Consider the following 15,045-nt stretch of genomic DNA (forward strand, 5'->3'; position numbering starts at 1 on the left):
TTCCGGCAAAACGAAACCCAAATTCAGGCGAAAATCTTAAATTAAATCAAAGCGTTCCGCGTTCTTCACGGACGACTAATTCACCTCGGAATCGCCGATGCGAACCGGCGCACCGACCATAGAGATGAAATGATGAATGGTCCAATGGGTATGTGGATGATGGGCGGCATGGCGCTCATCTGGGTCCTGGTGCTTGTCACCCTTGTGCTCGCGATTGCGGCACTCGTCAAATACCTGCGAAGCTGACGGGATTGGCGATCGCCGTCTGAAGAACGGCAAGGACCACTTCCGGAATTCCCATACAGCCAATTACTTGCGCTTGTGCTAATATACTTTGGTCATGCAATTTCGTGCGTGACCAACAAAATGGGAGGATGCGATGGAAACCATGACTCGCAGGTCTGCAATTGCGCTCGGCGTCACGGCCGCCGCGGTTACGCCTCTATTCGCTTTGGCGAGATCCGCAACGGCCAAGGAGTACGGCCCGAATGAGGGCAAGGAGATTGCGCCCGGCGTCAGACTGGTGGAGGTCGGCACCGGCAACTCCGACATTCCCGCCTACAAGAGCATCTCGATTGTCGACATAGTCTTTCAGCCCGGAGCCGTCGCTCCTGAAATGGTCATGGACAACGACATGGTCTGCACGATCGCTGCCGGCGAATTCACGATCAAGAAAGCGGACAAGGAATTCAAACTTAGGGAAGGCGACATGTACACTTGCGCCAAGGGCAAGACCGACGGTGCCACGAACACAAGTGCCGTGGTCGGCGTGCATCGCGTTGCGATCTTGATACCTGCCAGCGCATGACCCGAAAAATGAGGCCCGCGTCCTCCGTCGGAGGCGCGGGCCTTGTCATTGCGTGCGCACGCCTATGCGGCGCGCAGGCTTTCCGCCGGGCGCAAATTCTGGTTCATGCGGAACAGGTTCAGCGGGTCATAACGCTGCTTGATTTCCAGAAGCCGCCGATAGTTGCCGCCATAGGCTGCTTCGACCCGGTCGACCTCGTCCTCGGGCATGAAGTTCACATAGGCCGTGCCGGCGGCATAGGGCCTGGCCGCCTCGTAAACACCGCGCGCCCAGTCGATGCAGGCGCGGTCCATTTCCGGTTCGCGCCAGCGGGCGTGAACATTCATGACGAAATGTGCGCTGCGTTGCGGAAACGCCGTTGCATCCGCTGTCACGCGGCCCGCGGCACCGCCGATATGAGCGAAGAATATCTCGCATTCAGGCCCCGGAAGCCGGGGTATCGCGGCCGTGACGACCTCGATCGCGCTGTCGGAAAGCTCGGTGAAGTCATGGCTCTTCCAATAGTTGCGGGCGCCGGGCGTCAGCAACGGATCGAATGCCTGCTCCCAGCCGGTGAACGGGTTGGGGCCGACGACATCGGCAATCGGTGTGCCGATGGCGCGAAGCCTTTGCGTCGCTTTCTCGCCCTCCTGAAGGTCGCCGCAATAGCACATGGCCAGGACCAGCACCTCCTTGCCATGCCATTCGGCCGGCAGGAACGGCAGCGGCGGCGCCTGCCGCATGACCACCCAGCAGGTCAGCTCATTGGGCGCTGCTTCGAGCGCGGCGCGGTATTCCCCCAACACGTTTTCGGCATCGGCGAAGGGATGAACGACAAGCCCCGACAGCACCTGCGGACCGACTTGGTGGAGCTTGAACTCGAAAGCCGTGACGACGCCAAAATTGCCGCCACCACCGCGCAGCGCCCAGAACAGGTCCGGATTTTCGGTCTGGCTGGCGCGCAGCAGCTTGCCGTCGGCGGTAACCACATCGGCGCAGAGAAGATTGTCGATGGTCAGGCCGAATTTCCGCGTGATCCAGCCGAAGCCGCCGCCCAGCGTCAGGCCTGAAATGCCGGTGGTCGAGTTGATGCCGATCGGCACCGCCAATCCGAAGGCCTGTGTTTCCGCGTCGACGTCGGCGAGCGTCGCCCCAGGTTCCACCCATGCCCGCCGCGTCGCCGGATCGACCCGCACCGATCTCATCGGCGACAGATCGATCATCAGGCCGCCATCGCAGACAGCGCTGCCGGCGATGTTGTGGCCACCGCCGCGAACCGCGACGAGCAGCCTGTTTTCCCTGGCAAAATTGACGGCGGCGATAACGTCGGCGGCGCCGGCGCAGCGCACGATCAGCCCGGGCCGCCGGTCGATCATGGCATTCCAGATGCTGCGTGCGTCGTCATAAGCGGCGTCGCCCTCCCTCAGCACAGTGCCGCGCAATTGTGCCGAAAGCGCGTCCAGGGCCGCGGCATCGACCGTCGTCTTGCCGCGATCAAGCGTGGTGAGGCTCATGCTATCCATGGCTTTCCTCCCGATTGTTTTTGAGCTGTTTTTCCCTCCACCCGTTTCGAAGTGTGCCCTTATGTTAGAAGACGCGCAAGTTCCTAGTCGCTTGCTGAGCGATATTGCGCAACCCGCCTACTGGTTAGCTCTCATTGAGACTAGGGGCTGGGTAAAAAGCCCCGCCGGCGGGCCAAGCCGAGATGGGTGCTGGATCGCCGTAAGGCGGTCTCCGCCGGTTCGATCGAGGAACTACGCAGCGGTCCACGGAGTTAGGCGTATGAGCAACCGATGCAGAGGAGAGCTCTGATGGCACCGCGCAGAAAACCCGACGATCCGTCCGAAGGCCCGACCATCGAACAGCAGGATTGGGACGCGATCAAAGGCAGTAAAATTCTACCAGACAGCGTGCCGGGAAACGGCGACATCCGTTACGACATCGAGAAGGAGGCTGAACTGCCCGAGGAAGACGACGACAATCCGTACCAGGAAAGCGACGAGGCGCTGCCGGACGACGAAGAGGAACGCGCCATCTCGCGCAACCCCTCGAAGCAAGATATCGACGAGCCGTGAACAGCATTCAATAGCGGCTAATATCTCGACACGGTGATTTTGACAGGGTCGGGGCCGATCGGCAGCGAATGTCCACAGTCCCTTTTAGCGCCAACGCCCCCTCCCTCCCAGGGTCCCCGCGACATCGCTTTGCTCCTGCTCCGCCCTGGGACGACAAAAGGCGTGATGGCTGTGGCTAGTCGGCAGCGTTCGAGTTGGCGCTGGAGGCGGGGCGGCAGCGAACGGCGCAATCTGCAGCAACAGAAAAGACCCCGCGGGGAGGAGAAGCGCGGGGTCTTTGTCCGAATGCCGTCCGAACGGCTTTCATAGTCGCTGGAGTAGAACGACTGTGCTTCCAATCGTGGCCGGCGGATCTTGTTCCATCAAAACCGAAAAAAGATGGCGCCCGTTTGCGGTTTCGCCAGCATTGCTGCTTGGATTGCCATCGGCCCAACCCGTCAATCACGATTTCTGTCTGGCGGAACAACGCCGAAAAACGCTCGGTGGATAGTTACTCGCAACCAGCGACGCAACTCCAACGGAGACTCACCATGATGAAGAAAATTCTTTCTGCAACGGTAGTCAGCATCGCCCTGGCCACTTCGGCGATGGCGCAATCAAACGGTACCGAATCCGGCACCAACGATCCGGGAGTGGCCACCGGGACAGGCACTGGCACCATGGCTCCCAGCACCGATAATGCAACTCCTGCCGATCCAAACGTAACCGGTTCAACAACCACAGGCTCCGACGGCATTGGTGACCGGTGTAAGGAAACGGCAGGGGTCGACGCGGATGCAAACGCCGCCAGTGGCACTGCAACTTCGGAAATGGAGAATTGCCCCAAGTGACAAAGCCAGCGCTTGTTGAGGTCGCTAGTACCTTGGTTTACGCATGACGCGCCGCACCACGTGTTAGACAAAGCCGGGAACTGGCTTTGTCTTGCCGCTCAGTTGCGCGCCCAATGTCAGTGCCTGCGGAAAATTCCGGATAATTGCCGCCATCAAGGTGGCGTTACCGGGGCGAAGGGCAATTCCGGCAATCGCTGCAGCGGCGTAGACCCGCGTCGAAAACAGTGTTTTCCAGGCCGCCTCATAGCGTCTGCCGGCAGCCTGCCGCCCTGCGCTGCCGCTTTGCGCGGATGCGAGTTCCGAAGCCAGCAGCCAGCCGGACTGAAGCGCCATCGAGATGCCCTCGGCGATGATAGGATGAGACTCTCCGGCTGCATTGCCGACGCGGAAGATGTCCCGTTCGTAGCAAGAGCGAATTCCCGGCCGGATCGGACCTGCGGCAAGCCATGCACCGTCGGCGTGAGCTGACTCGAGGGCATCCCTGACACCCCGGCACGATTCCATCAGATGACGGGAGACCGCATCGGCGGCCGACAAATGACTCTGCTGGTTGGGGCCAGGTTGTTTGCGCAACCGTGCGAGTATATCGCGCCGAATGCAGCACGAGATCGACAGCCGGCCATGATCCGCCGAAACCATGCCACCATAACCGCCGGGGAATACCAGCAGGGGCATCAAATCAGGCGCCAGGGACGACCCGATGAAATGCGCCTTGAAGCCGAGCAGGTCCGAAGGGCGGTTGGTCTTTCCGAGCTGACTGGGCAGCGGTCCTGGTTCCCAGGAGCCGTGTGCGGCGACAATCACCGGCGCACGTAACATCGTCGTTTCGTTTCCGCCTTGAATTCGCACCATTTGCATCTCGCCATCCCGGTCGATGGCGACGGCGCGGCAAGGCTGAAAGATCTCGACGCCCGCCGATCGCGCCGCCTGCAAAAGCAGACAGTCGAGAATGTCTCGGCCGAGCGCCCGGCCGAAACCATCTTTTTTCTCGCAGGGCCCATCGTTTGCACGAGGCATTGGCGCCTCGACACTCGCATCGCCGCAAAAGAAGCCGACACGGCGGATTTCGGGGCCGGCATTGGCACGCCACGCTTCACCGATCTCCAACTGCTCCAGAAGCGCAAGATTGCTTGCCGATATGTACTCGCCGCAGACCTTGCGGCGCGGGAAGACGCTCTTTTCCACAATAGCCACGGCCCATCCGCGCCGGGCCAGCGTGAGCGCGACGGATGTGCCGGCCGGGCCGGCGCCTATGATGATCGCGTCATGGGTCAACAATCGCGTCATAGGTCATGACCGCCGCTGGCGCCGACGAAAATGTGGGAAAAAAGGCCGGCGCGCCGTTCCTCGACCGGTTTGCCGTTTGCCGCAAGCCAGAGGCTGGAAAGCTCGCTGCCGCAAAAGCCGGCACGCACGCTTTGAGCCGCGTCGTTTCGTGTCACGTCATTGGCGCCGATTGCCGGCAGAAGACGCGTCGCGGCCAACGCCAGTTTCGTCCGCAACGGCTCTGTCGCCACGAGCAGCGGGGTCTTCGGCGCCATCAGCGAAAATAGGCGCACGAGCTTGGCATCATCGAAATGGTGCAGAAACAGATTGACGGTGATCGCGTCGAAACGTGTGCCCTCATTCTTTCTCGCCCAGTCGAAGACATCGGCGGTGACGCCTTCGATCGTCCATCCCAGCCTGTCAAAATCACCACGCAACTGCGCGGTGATGAGGTCGACGCGGTCGAGCATTACCAGTTCGACCCCAGGCCAATGCCCGGCCATGCGTCGCGCTACCGCCAGCATGAAGGAGCCATCGCCGGCGCCGATCTCCAGAATCCGGCGTGGCGGCCTTGGCACAAAATTCCTGAGCAGCGACGCCATGATCTTTGCCTGAAACATCAGCGCGTTGATCCAACGGAGGTCGCGGCGCGCGGCAAGCGCTCGCGGATCGTCGCCCACAAGCCCGTCGAGGATTTCCGGCTCAAGCTGACGGTGCTCCAGGCCGCTCATGACACCGTTCGGAAAAGCATGGTTTCGGCTGTCAGCCCGGGTCCGAACGACATGCCGCAGCCGAGCAGGCCTGGTGGCGCCTTCAACATCTCTCTCATCACGAACATGACGGTCGCGGACGACATGTTTCCATATCGGCGCAACACCTCGCGCGATGGCTCCAGCGCGGCGGGCGCGAGTTTCAGGGCTCGTTCGACGGCGTCGAGGACCGAACGTCCACCCGGGTGCACGGCCCAGAGGTCGATCGCCTCGGTCGGCCGGTCGCCGAGGATGGCGTCCTGGTTGCTCCGCAACGCTTCATGGATCGCTGCCGGGACCTGGCCGGAAAGAACCATTTCGAAACCGTGGTCGCGAATGCTCCAGCTCATCAGGTCCCGCCGCTCGTCCGCCACGATACAGTAAAAGCTTTCGAGCTCGATGCCGTGCGGCTCGGCGGTGACGAGCGCAGCCGCACAGCCATCGCCCCAGAGGCAGAACGACAACAGCTTTTCCAGTTCGCTGGTTTCCCGCAGATGCATCGTGCAAAGTTCGATATTGACCAGCAGGACTCTGGCCTGCGGGTCGGAGCGGACGATGTGGCGGGCAAGCTTGAGGCCGTTGATCGCCGCATAGCAGCCCATGAACCCGATCATCGTGCGTTCGACCCTTTCCGGCAGGCCGCATCGCGCAACCAGCTCCAGGTCGATGCCCGGCGCTGAAAAACCGGTGCAGGTGGTAACGATAAGATGGGTGATGCGGGAAACGCCGCCACCAAGCTCTAATCCGTCGACGCCTTTTTTCGCCAGAACAGGTGCGGCATGACAGAACATTGCCATTCTCTCGGCCGTTCCAGGAAAGGCGCCCCGGATGAACCTCCCGGCCAGGTCTGCTGATGGTCCTTCGGGGTCGCCGGCAGGTGCAAAGCAGGAATAGCGGTGCTCGATGCCGGCAAGGTCAGCCATGCGTTTGAAAATTCTTCGGCGATCGGCCGCAAGCATGGAGGCCGCGAAACGCAGATAGAATTGATGAACCTCGTGCTCCGGCACCGCTGTCGCGATCCGGTTGATATACGCTTTGGCCGGCATATTCTGTCTCCTCGGCGTTGTGCACGGTATACTTTGGGGCCACCGCCGGAGGTTGTTTGGTCATCGGCACCAGATGTGGACATCAGGTTTTGAGTGTTGTTCGATGAACGTTTCAGAGAACTGATTTCATCCCGAGGTCCAGCATGTGCTGTTTGCCAGGCTATGCTTCGGTTCGCCGGCACTAGGAACATAGGATCCATCACCGAGGCGTCCACCGAAGAGCCCGCGCCTCGGGCCGAGACGCCATTGCGCCCAGCCCTCACTGGCGCGGTCTTTTTGCTGATCGATGGAACATTAGCGCATACTAACAGTTGTAGGATGACAGCGAATATCTCTCGGATATTGGCTGCTGGATCGGGGCCCGTACCCGGTCGGCCCGCACTCCTCCAGAAGCGCGGGCTTCCCCGATGCTAAGAACAATTGCCGGCTTGAATACCCTCCAAGACCCAGCGCTCTCATCTGACGCCGGGGTTCCTGCCTTGAGCGGGTGACGTCCGCATCCGCTCGACTTTGCGTCGTTCCGCATGGTCCCAATCTACCGCTCGAGCCCTTTCCCGGCTGAGAGGGGCTGTGGCGCGTGAAAATCACCGCAGCGGTTGACCTTCCAGCAGATGGAAGGTCTATTTTCCATGCAAACGGAGATTTTCATCATGAACATCGGCATCGCATCCGAGAAATCCGGCCTGCCGTCCAAGACGATACGTTACTACGAGGACATCGGGCTTTTGCGCCCGGCCCGGACAGACAATGGGTATCGTGACTATTCGGTAGCCGACATCCACCGCCTCCGGTTTCTGCAGCGCTCGCGCAGCCTGGGTTTTTCGGTCGACGAATGCCGCCAGTTGCTGTCGCTCTATCAAGACAAGGACCGCGAGAGCGCCGACGTCAAATCTATCGCAGAAGCCAAGTTGCGGGAGATCGACAGGAAGCTCGCCGAACTCGTGGGATTGCGTGGCCTGCTTCATCATTTGGTCGAGCACTGTCATGGCGACGAGAGGCCGGACTGCCCGATCATCGACGAATTGGCGGGAGAGGGCATGGTCCAGTGAAGTGGACCGCCGTGGTGATGCTGTCGCTTGCCTGCGCCTCCGCGGTGGTGGCCGCGGCCGGACCTGACCCAATCGTCGCGACGCGCCAGTCGTCGATGAAGGAGATGGCCGCTGCCGCAAAGACGATCGCCGGGATGTTCGATGGCAAGCTGGCCTATGACGCTGCGGCGTTCAAGGCGGCGGCCGGGACGTTACGTGCCCGCACCGGCCCTGCCCTCATTGCGGAATTTCCCAGCGCTACATTGGGTGCGCCTTCGGGCGCCAGGTTGGAAATCGACCAGGCCCGTTCGGAATTCGAGGCGCTGGCCCGTCACATCGGGACGCTGGCCAGCACGCTGGCCGCCAAGGCCGAGCGGGCGCCCGCCAGCATCACCGACGACATGAGGATGGATTCCGGCCCGGCGATGGGCGGCGGCAGCTTGCTTGGCAAGCGGCCGGCAGCGGCGGAAGCCGATCCTGCCAAGGCTCCCGCCGAGCACCTCCTGCATCTTATCCTGCAGGATTGCTCAAGCTGTCATTCGAAGTTTCGGCAGAAGGTCCTGTGATCGCCGACCGATCCGCGAGATCACTGGATGGCTGACCGGCCGGATGCGGCTTGATTGACGTTGCGGCGCCTTTTCTTCATTGTCCTATGCCTGCTCCGAGGTTTCAGCAATGAAGCGCAGTCTCGCTTTCGGTGTGATTGTCGGCAGTGTGATCGCCGTCGGCCTGCTGGGCGGCAGCGCAATTTTGATTGCTGGTCAGTCCAGAGTCTCGCAAGGTGCAATCCAGTCGTCGGTTACCCGCACCCCTGAATTGATTGACAGTGCCTGGAATCTCCCCGTGGCTGTCACTTTCAATGCCGATGTCACATGGCAATCAAACGGATCAAGGTGCGGCCCGGCAAGCGTTGCAAACACATTCCGCTCCATCGGCGAAGAGGAGACAACCGAAGCCGAAGTCCTCGCGGGAACCGGAAAGTGCTGGACAGGCTTTTGCATCATCGGGCTCGCGCTGGACGAGCTTGCCGAGGTCGCTCGAACGAACACCAAGCGGAAGGTCTCCGTGCTTCGGAATCTGAGCGCTGATGCGTTTCGCGAGCACATGAGGCGCGCCAACGATCCCGGCCGCCGCTACATCGTCAACTTCACCCGTGAGAAGATTTTCGGCGCCGGCAGCGGCCATTTTTCCCCGGTCGGAGGGTATCTGGAGGCCGAGGACATGGTCTTCGTCCTCGACGTAACCAAGGACTACAAGCCCTGGCTGATCGAGCTTGAGCGCCTGTTCTCAGCCATGAACACAATCGACAGCGATGGCGACAAAAAGCGCGGCTTACTGCTTATCGAGTAGCACGGTCGCAAGCAGTTTCGCAGACCGCCAACGAGCGTAGTGCCTCGGCTCGGCCGCCAGCGCTGGGGCAATCTCGCGTGCTGCAAAAGGCGGTCAGGGATGCGCGGGTCGAGGCGCTGTCGGGCTTCCGCAAGGAAGTCGCCGGCGGTAGCTATCCAGCGACGCCGAAGTCGCCGGCATTGCAGAAGCCGCGCTTGAGGAATTTCGCACGTATCCCAGAAGCGATTGCCTTGCCTTCAATCGACGAGCACAGCGACCACGGCGGTGCAGTCGCCCGCCTTGACCAGTCCGGGGAAATGCCGCGCGGCCAGAAGGCCGGACATTGTTGCCCTGATCTCTTGAGGTGCGGCACCTGTGCGGCCGATGGAGTGGATGCGCGCCAGGACCTGGCCCTCTTCGACCGGCTCGCCGAGATCGATCATCGTCTCGATCATCCCGTCGTCCTCGGCGAATGAGAAGCAATCGCCCGACGGCATGTCCAGCCAGCGGGTCGGCTGCATCTCGACCGCACCGGCGACAATGCCGGCATGGCGCAGCACATTGAGCACGCCGCGACGGGCGATCCGCACCGTTTCCGCGCGCGAGGTGCCGCCGCCGCCAAGCTCGGTGGTTATGAACAGCTTTCCCATCTCTTCGGCGGCAGTGTCGAACATGCCGACCGCATCGATCTCCAGCATCTTCATCGACCACGGTGCCGAGAACGCCTCGACCGCGGCGAAGCCTTTCGCTTCCAGCACCTTGTCGGGCCGGATATGGGCGGCGCAGAACGGCACGAAGTCGAGCGTCTTGCCGCCGGAATGGAAGTCGAGCGCGATGTCGGTGCGCGGCAAAAGTTCGCGCTGGAAGTAATCCGCGATCTTCTCGGTCACCGTCCCGTCGGGCCGGCCGGGAAAGCTGCGGTTGAGATTGCCCTTGTCGATCGGCGAGGTGCGGGTGCCGGCACGGAAGGCCGGATAGTTCATCGCCGGCACGATAATCACCGTGCCGCTGACTTGCTTCGGATCGAGCGTGCGGGCGAGATCATAAAGCGCCAGCGGCCCCTCATATTCGTCGCCATGATTGCCGCCGGTGAGCAATGCGCTCGGCCCGCTGCCGTTGCGGATCACGCAGATCGGGATCATCACCGATCCCCAGGCGGAATCGTCACGGCTGTAGGGCAGCCGCAGGAACCCGTGCTGCACGCCGTCGCGGTCGAAATCGACGGTCGGCGTAATCGGTGATGGGCGAAGGTGGGACATCGGGCTCAATCCTTCACCACCAGCTTACGTGGCACATTGGCCAGGCACTCGACCCCTGTCTCGGTGATCAGGATGGATTCGGTGATCTCGAGCCCCATCGTCTCCAGCCACAGGCCGGTCATGAAATGGAAGGTCATGCCCGGCTTCAGTTCGGTGCGGTCGCCGGGACGCAGGCTCATCGTGCGCTCGCCCCAGTCCGGCGGATAGGAAAGCCCGATCGGATAACCGGTGCGGTTGTCCTTGACGATGCCGTATTTCTTCAGCACCGCAAAGAAGGCATTGGCGATGTCTTCGCATGTATTGCCGGGCTTTGCCGCGGCCAATCCCGCCTCCATGCCTTCCAGCGTCGCCTTTTCGGCATCGAGGAATTCCTGCGTGGGTTTACCAAGGAACACAGTCCGGGAAAGAGGACAATGGTAGCGGTTATAGCAGCCGGCGATCTCGAAGAAGGTGCCCTCGCCCGATTTCATCGGCCTGTCGTCCCAGGTCAGATGCGGCGCCGACGCATCGGCGCCCGACGGCAGCAGCGGTACGATCGCCGGATAGTCGCCCCCAATCTTTCCGTCTGGCCCGTCGACGCCGCGCGTGCCGGCATCATATATCTCGGCGACCAGATCGCATTTGCGCATGCCGACTTCGATCTTGTCGACGATGCGCTGGTGCATCACTTCCACGATGCGGGCGGCCTTGCGCATATAGTCGATCTCGGTCGGGCTCTTCACCGCGCGCTGCCAATTGACGAGTGCCGTGGCGTCGACGAAGCGGGCGTTGGGCAGATGCTTCTGCAGCGACGCGAAGGCAGCGGCCGAGAACCAGTAATTGTCCATCTCGACACCGATGCTTAGCTTGCCCCAGCCGCGATCGGCCAGCACCTGCGCGAGAAAATCCATCGGGTGGCGTTCGGTCGACTGCACATAGTGGTCGGCATAGCCGACGATGTTGTCATGGGCGAGATAGGCGGTGCGCTTGGCACCGTTGGCGTCCTGGCCGCGCCCGTACCACACCGGTTCGCCCGACGGCGGCACGATGACAGCCTGGTGCACATAGAACGACCAGCCATCATAGCCGGTCAGCCAGGCCATGTTGGACGGATCGCTGACAACAAGCAGATCGACGCCCTTGGCCTCCATGGCCTTCCGTGTCTTGGCGAGGCGGTCCGCATATTCGCCGCGCGAGAATTTCAAATTAGGCTGCATTTTCTTGGTCCTCGTTTGTTGGGCCTTGCGGCCCAGCATCAGCTTTCGAAAATCGTACCGGTGTTGGCCGCCCGGGCACGGTCGCGGGCGAGCGTGGCGATCGCCGTGTCCTGCACGCCGGTGCCGGTCAGGTCGGCGATGGTGATGTCGCTGGCCGAGCGCCGGCCATGTCTTTCGCCGGCGATGATCTGGCCGAGTTCGGTAATCTCGGCATCGGCCGCCATCACGCCCGTCGCGATGGCATGATGCAGTTCGCCCAGCAGCCGCGTCTGTTTCGCGCTGTCGGCGACGTAGAGATCGGCCATGCGCAGGATCGCCGGCGCGATCTCGTTCTTGTGCTCGGCGTCCGAGCCCATAGCGGTGATGTGTTGGCCGGCCGAGATGAAGCCGGCCTTGATCAGCGGCTCGGTCGACGGCGTCGTGGTGACGATGATGTCGGCGCCGGCCGCCGCCGATGCCGCATCGGGGTCCGCACGCACGACGATGCCTAGTTTTTCGCGCAATGTGTCCGCCGCGGCTTCGGCCTTGGCGGCGTCCCTGGCCCAGATGCGGGCCTCGGCGATCGGCCGCACCAGCATAAGCGCCTCGAGCTGCAGCCCGGCTTGGACGCCGGCGCCAAAGATCGCGGCGATCGAGGAGTCCGATCGCGAAAGGTGTTTAGCCGCGACCGCTCCGGCGGCGGCGGTACGGATGTCGGTCAAATAGCCGTTGTCGAGCAGCAGAGCGTCGACCAGCCCTGTTTTTGACGACAGCAGCACCATCATGCCGTTGACGCTGGGCAGGCCGAGCTTCGGATTGTCGAAGAAGCCGGGACTGATCTTGATCGCAAAACCGTCGATCCCAGGCACATAGGCGGTCTTGACGTCGACCTCGCCGCGATGCTCGGGAATGTCGAGCCGCAGGATCGGCGGCATCGCCACCGGCAAGGTGGCGAGCGCTCGGAACGCATCTTCGACGCAGGCGACGGCATCGAGATCGAGCTTCACGATCCCGCGCAGTTCGGCTTCGGTGAGTATCGTCATCCGGCTCATGCGGCGCTCTCCTCAATTGCTTCGCCACAGATGATTTTCCTGTGCAGCGTCATGTCGATGTTGCGGCCCGACAGAATGAGCACTGTGGTGCCGCTCGCCCTGACCTTGCCGGCAAGCACGGCGGCGATGCAAACCGCGCCGGCGCCTTCGACGATCTCGCGCTCCTGTTCATAGGCATGGCGGATGCCGGCGGCGATCTCGTCCTCGCTGAGCAGGATTACGTCGTCGAGCAGGTCGCGGCACATCGAGAAGGTCAGCCGGTTGTCGAGGCCGACGCCGCCGCCGAGCGAATCCGCAAGCGTTGGCAGTTCCTCGACCAAAACTGGATGTCCGGCGTCGAGGCTCGCCTTCATCGCCGCACCCCGCGCCATCGAAACGCCGATGACCTTCGTGCCGGGGCTGACGCCCTTCACGGCAGCGGCGACACCCGCCGCCAGCCCGCCGCCGGAAAGCGGCACCAGCACCAAAGCGGCGTCCGCAACCTGCTCGATGATCTCCAGCCCGAGCGTGCCTTGCCCGGCGATGATATCAGGATGGTCGAAGGGCGGCAGCATGACCAGCCCCTCTTCCGCGACCAGCCGTTCGACCTCCTGCTGCGCATCGTCCTGGCCGTTGCCGACAATGCGGATCTCGGCGCCGAGCCGGCGGATCTCGTCGAGCTTATTCTGCGGCACGAGTCGCGACATGCAGATCGTCGCGCGCATGCCTTCGAGCTTCGCCGCGTGGGCCAGCGCCCGGCCGTGATTGCCGGTCGAGGCGGCGACCACGCCACGCGCCTTCTCCTCGGCGTTCAGCGAAGCAATGGCGTTCGAGGCGCCACGCAGCTTGAAGCTGCCGGTGGTCTGCCGATGTTCGAGCTTGAGATAAACGGGCGCGCCCAAGTGCCCGGAAAGACTCGGGGAAAGCACGGTCGGCGTGCGCTCGACCTTGCCTGCGACGCGCTCGCGCGCGGCGCGGATGTCGGAGAGGGTGATAGGCGCAAGTGTCATGGCCTCATTGTCCCAACGGCAGCGTCATCAGACGGCCGAATTCGGCGCGCGGCTCGTCGTCGCCGCAAAGCCGCAGACAGTTCCAGACCGTTGCCTGGTTGCTGGTCACGACCGGACGGCCGATTGCCTCTTCCATGCCGACCACGGCAAGTGCGGCCCGCAGCGCCGTGCAGGAGACGAACAGCGCGTCCGCTTGCGCATCGGTCGCCTCGCGCGCCAGATCGACCAGCGTGGCCGGTGCAATCCGCGCCATCTCGCGGTCGTCCTCGAAACCGAGACAGGTGAAGCTGGCGATCTCGAAACCGTGCGCCGCGAAATAGGCCGCCATCGGCCGGCTGGTCTCGACCGTGTAGGGAGTAAGAATACTGATCGTCCTGGCGCCCAGCGCCTTCAAGCCACGCGCCCCTGCCATCGGCGGTGTGACCACGGGCACGCCGGGCTTGGCCGCCTGCACCGCCGCCTCGATCTCGGCATCGCCGATGACCACGGAGGCCGAGGTGCAGGAATAGCAGATCGCGTCGAGCGGCTCATCGGGCAGGATGAGCGCGGCGCCCGCCGTCAGCGACGGCTGCATCTTGCGCAAATTCTCCGGCGTCGTCGGATTGGCATAGGGAATGCGCGCGACATAGACGCCGATCCGCTCGCTCGCCACCATGCGGCGAAAATCCGGTTCGGTCGTATGGTCGGTGGCAAGGACGATCAGGCCGATGCGCTTTTCCAGGGGACGCGCTTCGAGCGCCGGCCGTGTCGGCGTCAGTCTGATTTCGGGCAAGTGTTTCATGAAAGACTACCTCTCGATCTTGCCGTAACGGCGTTCCAGCCAGCGCAGCAGCACGACCGAGAATAGGCTGATGACGAGGAAGAAGGCGCCGACCAAGGTCATCGGCTCGACATAGCGGTAATAGGTGTTGGCGACGCTCTTGGCCTGGTTCATCAGTTCCAGCACGGTGATCGCCGAAAGCAGCGGCGTCTCCTTGAACATGGCGATGAAGTAGTTGGCAAGCGCCGGGATCATCGGCGGAATCGCCTGCGGCATGATGATGTGGGTCCAGGTCTGCCTGGCGTTCAGATTGCAGGCCTTGGCGGCTTCCCATTGGCCGCGCGGCACATTGTCGATGCCGGCGCGATAGACTTCGGCCGTGTAGGTGCCGTAATGCAGGCCGAGGCCGATGACGCCGGCCACCAGCGGCGGCAGCAGGATACCGATGTCCGGCAGTACGTAGAAGATGAAGTATAGCTGCACCAAAAGCGGCGTGCCGCGGATGAACTCGGCGAGGAAGCCGACGGTGCGCGACAAGCCCTTGTTCGGTGAGCGCCGCGCCAGGGCGATGGCCAGCCCGACGATCGCGGCCAGGACCGAGCCGAGCAGCGTCGCCAGGATGGTGATCTTCACGCCGTCGATCAGCGTCGGCATGATCTCCCAGACGAAGTTCCAATCCCACTCCATTATGAGGCCCGAT

At 62.6% G+C, this 15,045-nt stretch carries 16 protein-coding genes; 6 read left to right on the forward strand and 10 right to left on the reverse strand.

The features are described from left to right. The first annotated feature begins 379 nt into the window (after positions 1-379). Entirely contained in the window at positions 380-808 is a 429-nt protein-coding gene (locus AC0L3L_RS32105) for a hypothetical protein (protein WP_473485608.1), read from the forward strand. A gap of 62 nt (positions 809-870) precedes the next feature. On the opposite strand, the gene AC0L3L_RS32110 is transcribed toward AC0L3L_RS32105, so the two are convergent. Then, positions 871-2,310 (reverse strand): FAD-binding oxidoreductase, encoded by a 1,440-nt coding sequence (locus tag AC0L3L_RS32110; RefSeq protein ID WP_473641174.1) that lies wholly within the window; start codon positions 2,308-2,310, stop codon positions 871-873. A 288-nt stretch (positions 2,311-2,598) separates the two neighbouring features. Between AC0L3L_RS32110 and AC0L3L_RS32115 the strand changes: the two genes are divergently transcribed. Then, positions 2,599-2,862, forward strand: coding sequence for a hypothetical protein (locus AC0L3L_RS32115; protein ID WP_473641176.1), 264 nt, complete (start codon positions 2,599-2,601; stop codon positions 2,860-2,862). A 530-nt stretch (positions 2,863-3,392) separates the two neighbouring features. Then, on the forward strand, positions 3,393-3,692 hold the full coding sequence (locus AC0L3L_RS32120; protein ID WP_473526922.1) for a hypothetical protein: 300 nt from the start codon (positions 3,393-3,395) through the stop codon (positions 3,690-3,692). Between the two features lie 63 nt (positions 3,693-3,755). Here AC0L3L_RS32120 and AC0L3L_RS32125 read toward each other — a convergent pair whose 3' ends face one another. From AC0L3L_RS32125 to AC0L3L_RS32135, 3 genes are read right to left on the reverse strand one after another with little or no spacing between them, the layout of a single operon-like run. Continuing rightward, complete coding sequence (locus tag AC0L3L_RS32125) at positions 3,756-4,979, reverse strand: NAD(P)/FAD-dependent oxidoreductase (RefSeq protein ID WP_473641178.1); 1,224 nt, start codon at positions 4,977-4,979, stop codon at positions 3,756-3,758. After that, on the reverse strand, positions 4,976-5,689 hold the full coding sequence (locus AC0L3L_RS32130; protein WP_473641180.1) for a methyltransferase domain-containing protein: 714 nt from the start codon (positions 5,687-5,689) through the stop codon (positions 4,976-4,978). Before AC0L3L_RS32130 ends, AC0L3L_RS32125 begins: the two co-directional genes overlap by 4 nt. Further along, complete coding sequence (locus AC0L3L_RS32135) at positions 5,686-6,753, reverse strand: type III polyketide synthase (protein ID WP_473641182.1); 1,068 nt, start codon at positions 6,751-6,753, stop codon at positions 5,686-5,688. The genes AC0L3L_RS32130 and AC0L3L_RS32135 overlap by 4 nt, the downstream gene beginning before the upstream one ends. Before the next feature lie 650 nt (positions 6,754-7,403). On the opposite strand from AC0L3L_RS32135, the gene cueR reads away from it, so the two are divergent. From cueR to AC0L3L_RS32150, 3 genes are all read left to right on the forward strand, one after another. Next, complete coding sequence (gene cueR / locus AC0L3L_RS32140; RefSeq protein ID WP_123148164.1) at positions 7,404-7,802, forward strand: Cu(I)-responsive transcriptional regulator; 399 nt, start codon at positions 7,404-7,406, stop codon at positions 7,800-7,802. Then, positions 7,799-8,347, forward strand: coding sequence for a cytochrome c (locus tag AC0L3L_RS32145; protein WP_244602786.1), 549 nt, complete (start codon positions 7,799-7,801; stop codon positions 8,345-8,347). The genes cueR and AC0L3L_RS32145 overlap by 4 nt, the downstream gene beginning before the upstream one ends. Positions 8,348-8,456: 109 nt before the next feature. Continuing rightward, entirely contained in the window at positions 8,457-9,131 is a 675-nt protein-coding gene (locus tag AC0L3L_RS32150; protein WP_473641184.1) for a phytochelatin synthase family protein, read from the forward strand. Between the two features lie 236 nt (positions 9,132-9,367). Here AC0L3L_RS32150 and doeB read toward each other — a convergent pair whose 3' ends face one another. From doeB to ehuD, 6 genes are read right to left on the reverse strand one after another with little or no spacing between them, the layout of a single operon-like run. After that, the gene (gene doeB / locus AC0L3L_RS32155; protein ID WP_473641186.1) at positions 9,368-10,369 is read right to left on the reverse strand and encodes a N(2)-acetyl-L-2,4-diaminobutanoate deacetylase DoeB; all 1,002 of its coding nucleotides are present in this window, start codon (positions 10,367-10,369) and stop codon (positions 9,368-9,370) included. A 5-nt stretch (positions 10,370-10,374) separates the two neighbouring features. Next, complete coding sequence (gene doeA, locus AC0L3L_RS32160; RefSeq protein ID WP_473641188.1) at positions 10,375-11,565, reverse strand: ectoine hydrolase DoeA; 1,191 nt, start codon at positions 11,563-11,565, stop codon at positions 10,375-10,377. Positions 11,566-11,603: 38 nt separating this feature from the next. After that, the gene (eutC, locus tag AC0L3L_RS32165; protein ID WP_473641190.1) at positions 11,604-12,596 is read right to left on the reverse strand and encodes an ectoine utilization protein EutC; all 993 of its coding nucleotides are present in this window, start codon (positions 12,594-12,596) and stop codon (positions 11,604-11,606) included. After that, the gene (eutB, locus tag AC0L3L_RS32170) at positions 12,593-13,585 is read right to left on the reverse strand and encodes a hydroxyectoine utilization dehydratase EutB (RefSeq protein WP_473641192.1); all 993 of its coding nucleotides are present in this window, start codon (positions 13,583-13,585) and stop codon (positions 12,593-12,595) included. The genes eutC and eutB overlap by 4 nt, the downstream gene beginning before the upstream one ends. A 4-nt stretch (positions 13,586-13,589) precedes the next feature. Then, the gene (gene eutA / locus AC0L3L_RS32175) at positions 13,590-14,366 is read right to left on the reverse strand and encodes an ectoine utilization protein EutA (protein WP_473641193.1); all 777 of its coding nucleotides are present in this window, start codon (positions 14,364-14,366) and stop codon (positions 13,590-13,592) included. Positions 14,367-14,372: 6 nt separating this feature from the next. Beyond that, positions 14,373-15,032: an ectoine/hydroxyectoine ABC transporter permease subunit EhuD gene (gene ehuD, locus AC0L3L_RS32180; RefSeq protein ID WP_473641195.1), complete on the reverse strand. Its 660-nt coding sequence runs from the start codon at positions 15,030-15,032 to the stop codon at positions 14,373-14,375. Positions 15,033-15,045 lie beyond the last annotated feature (13 nt).

It is taken from the genome of Mesorhizobium sp. WSM4849 (genome assembly GCF_055811385.1).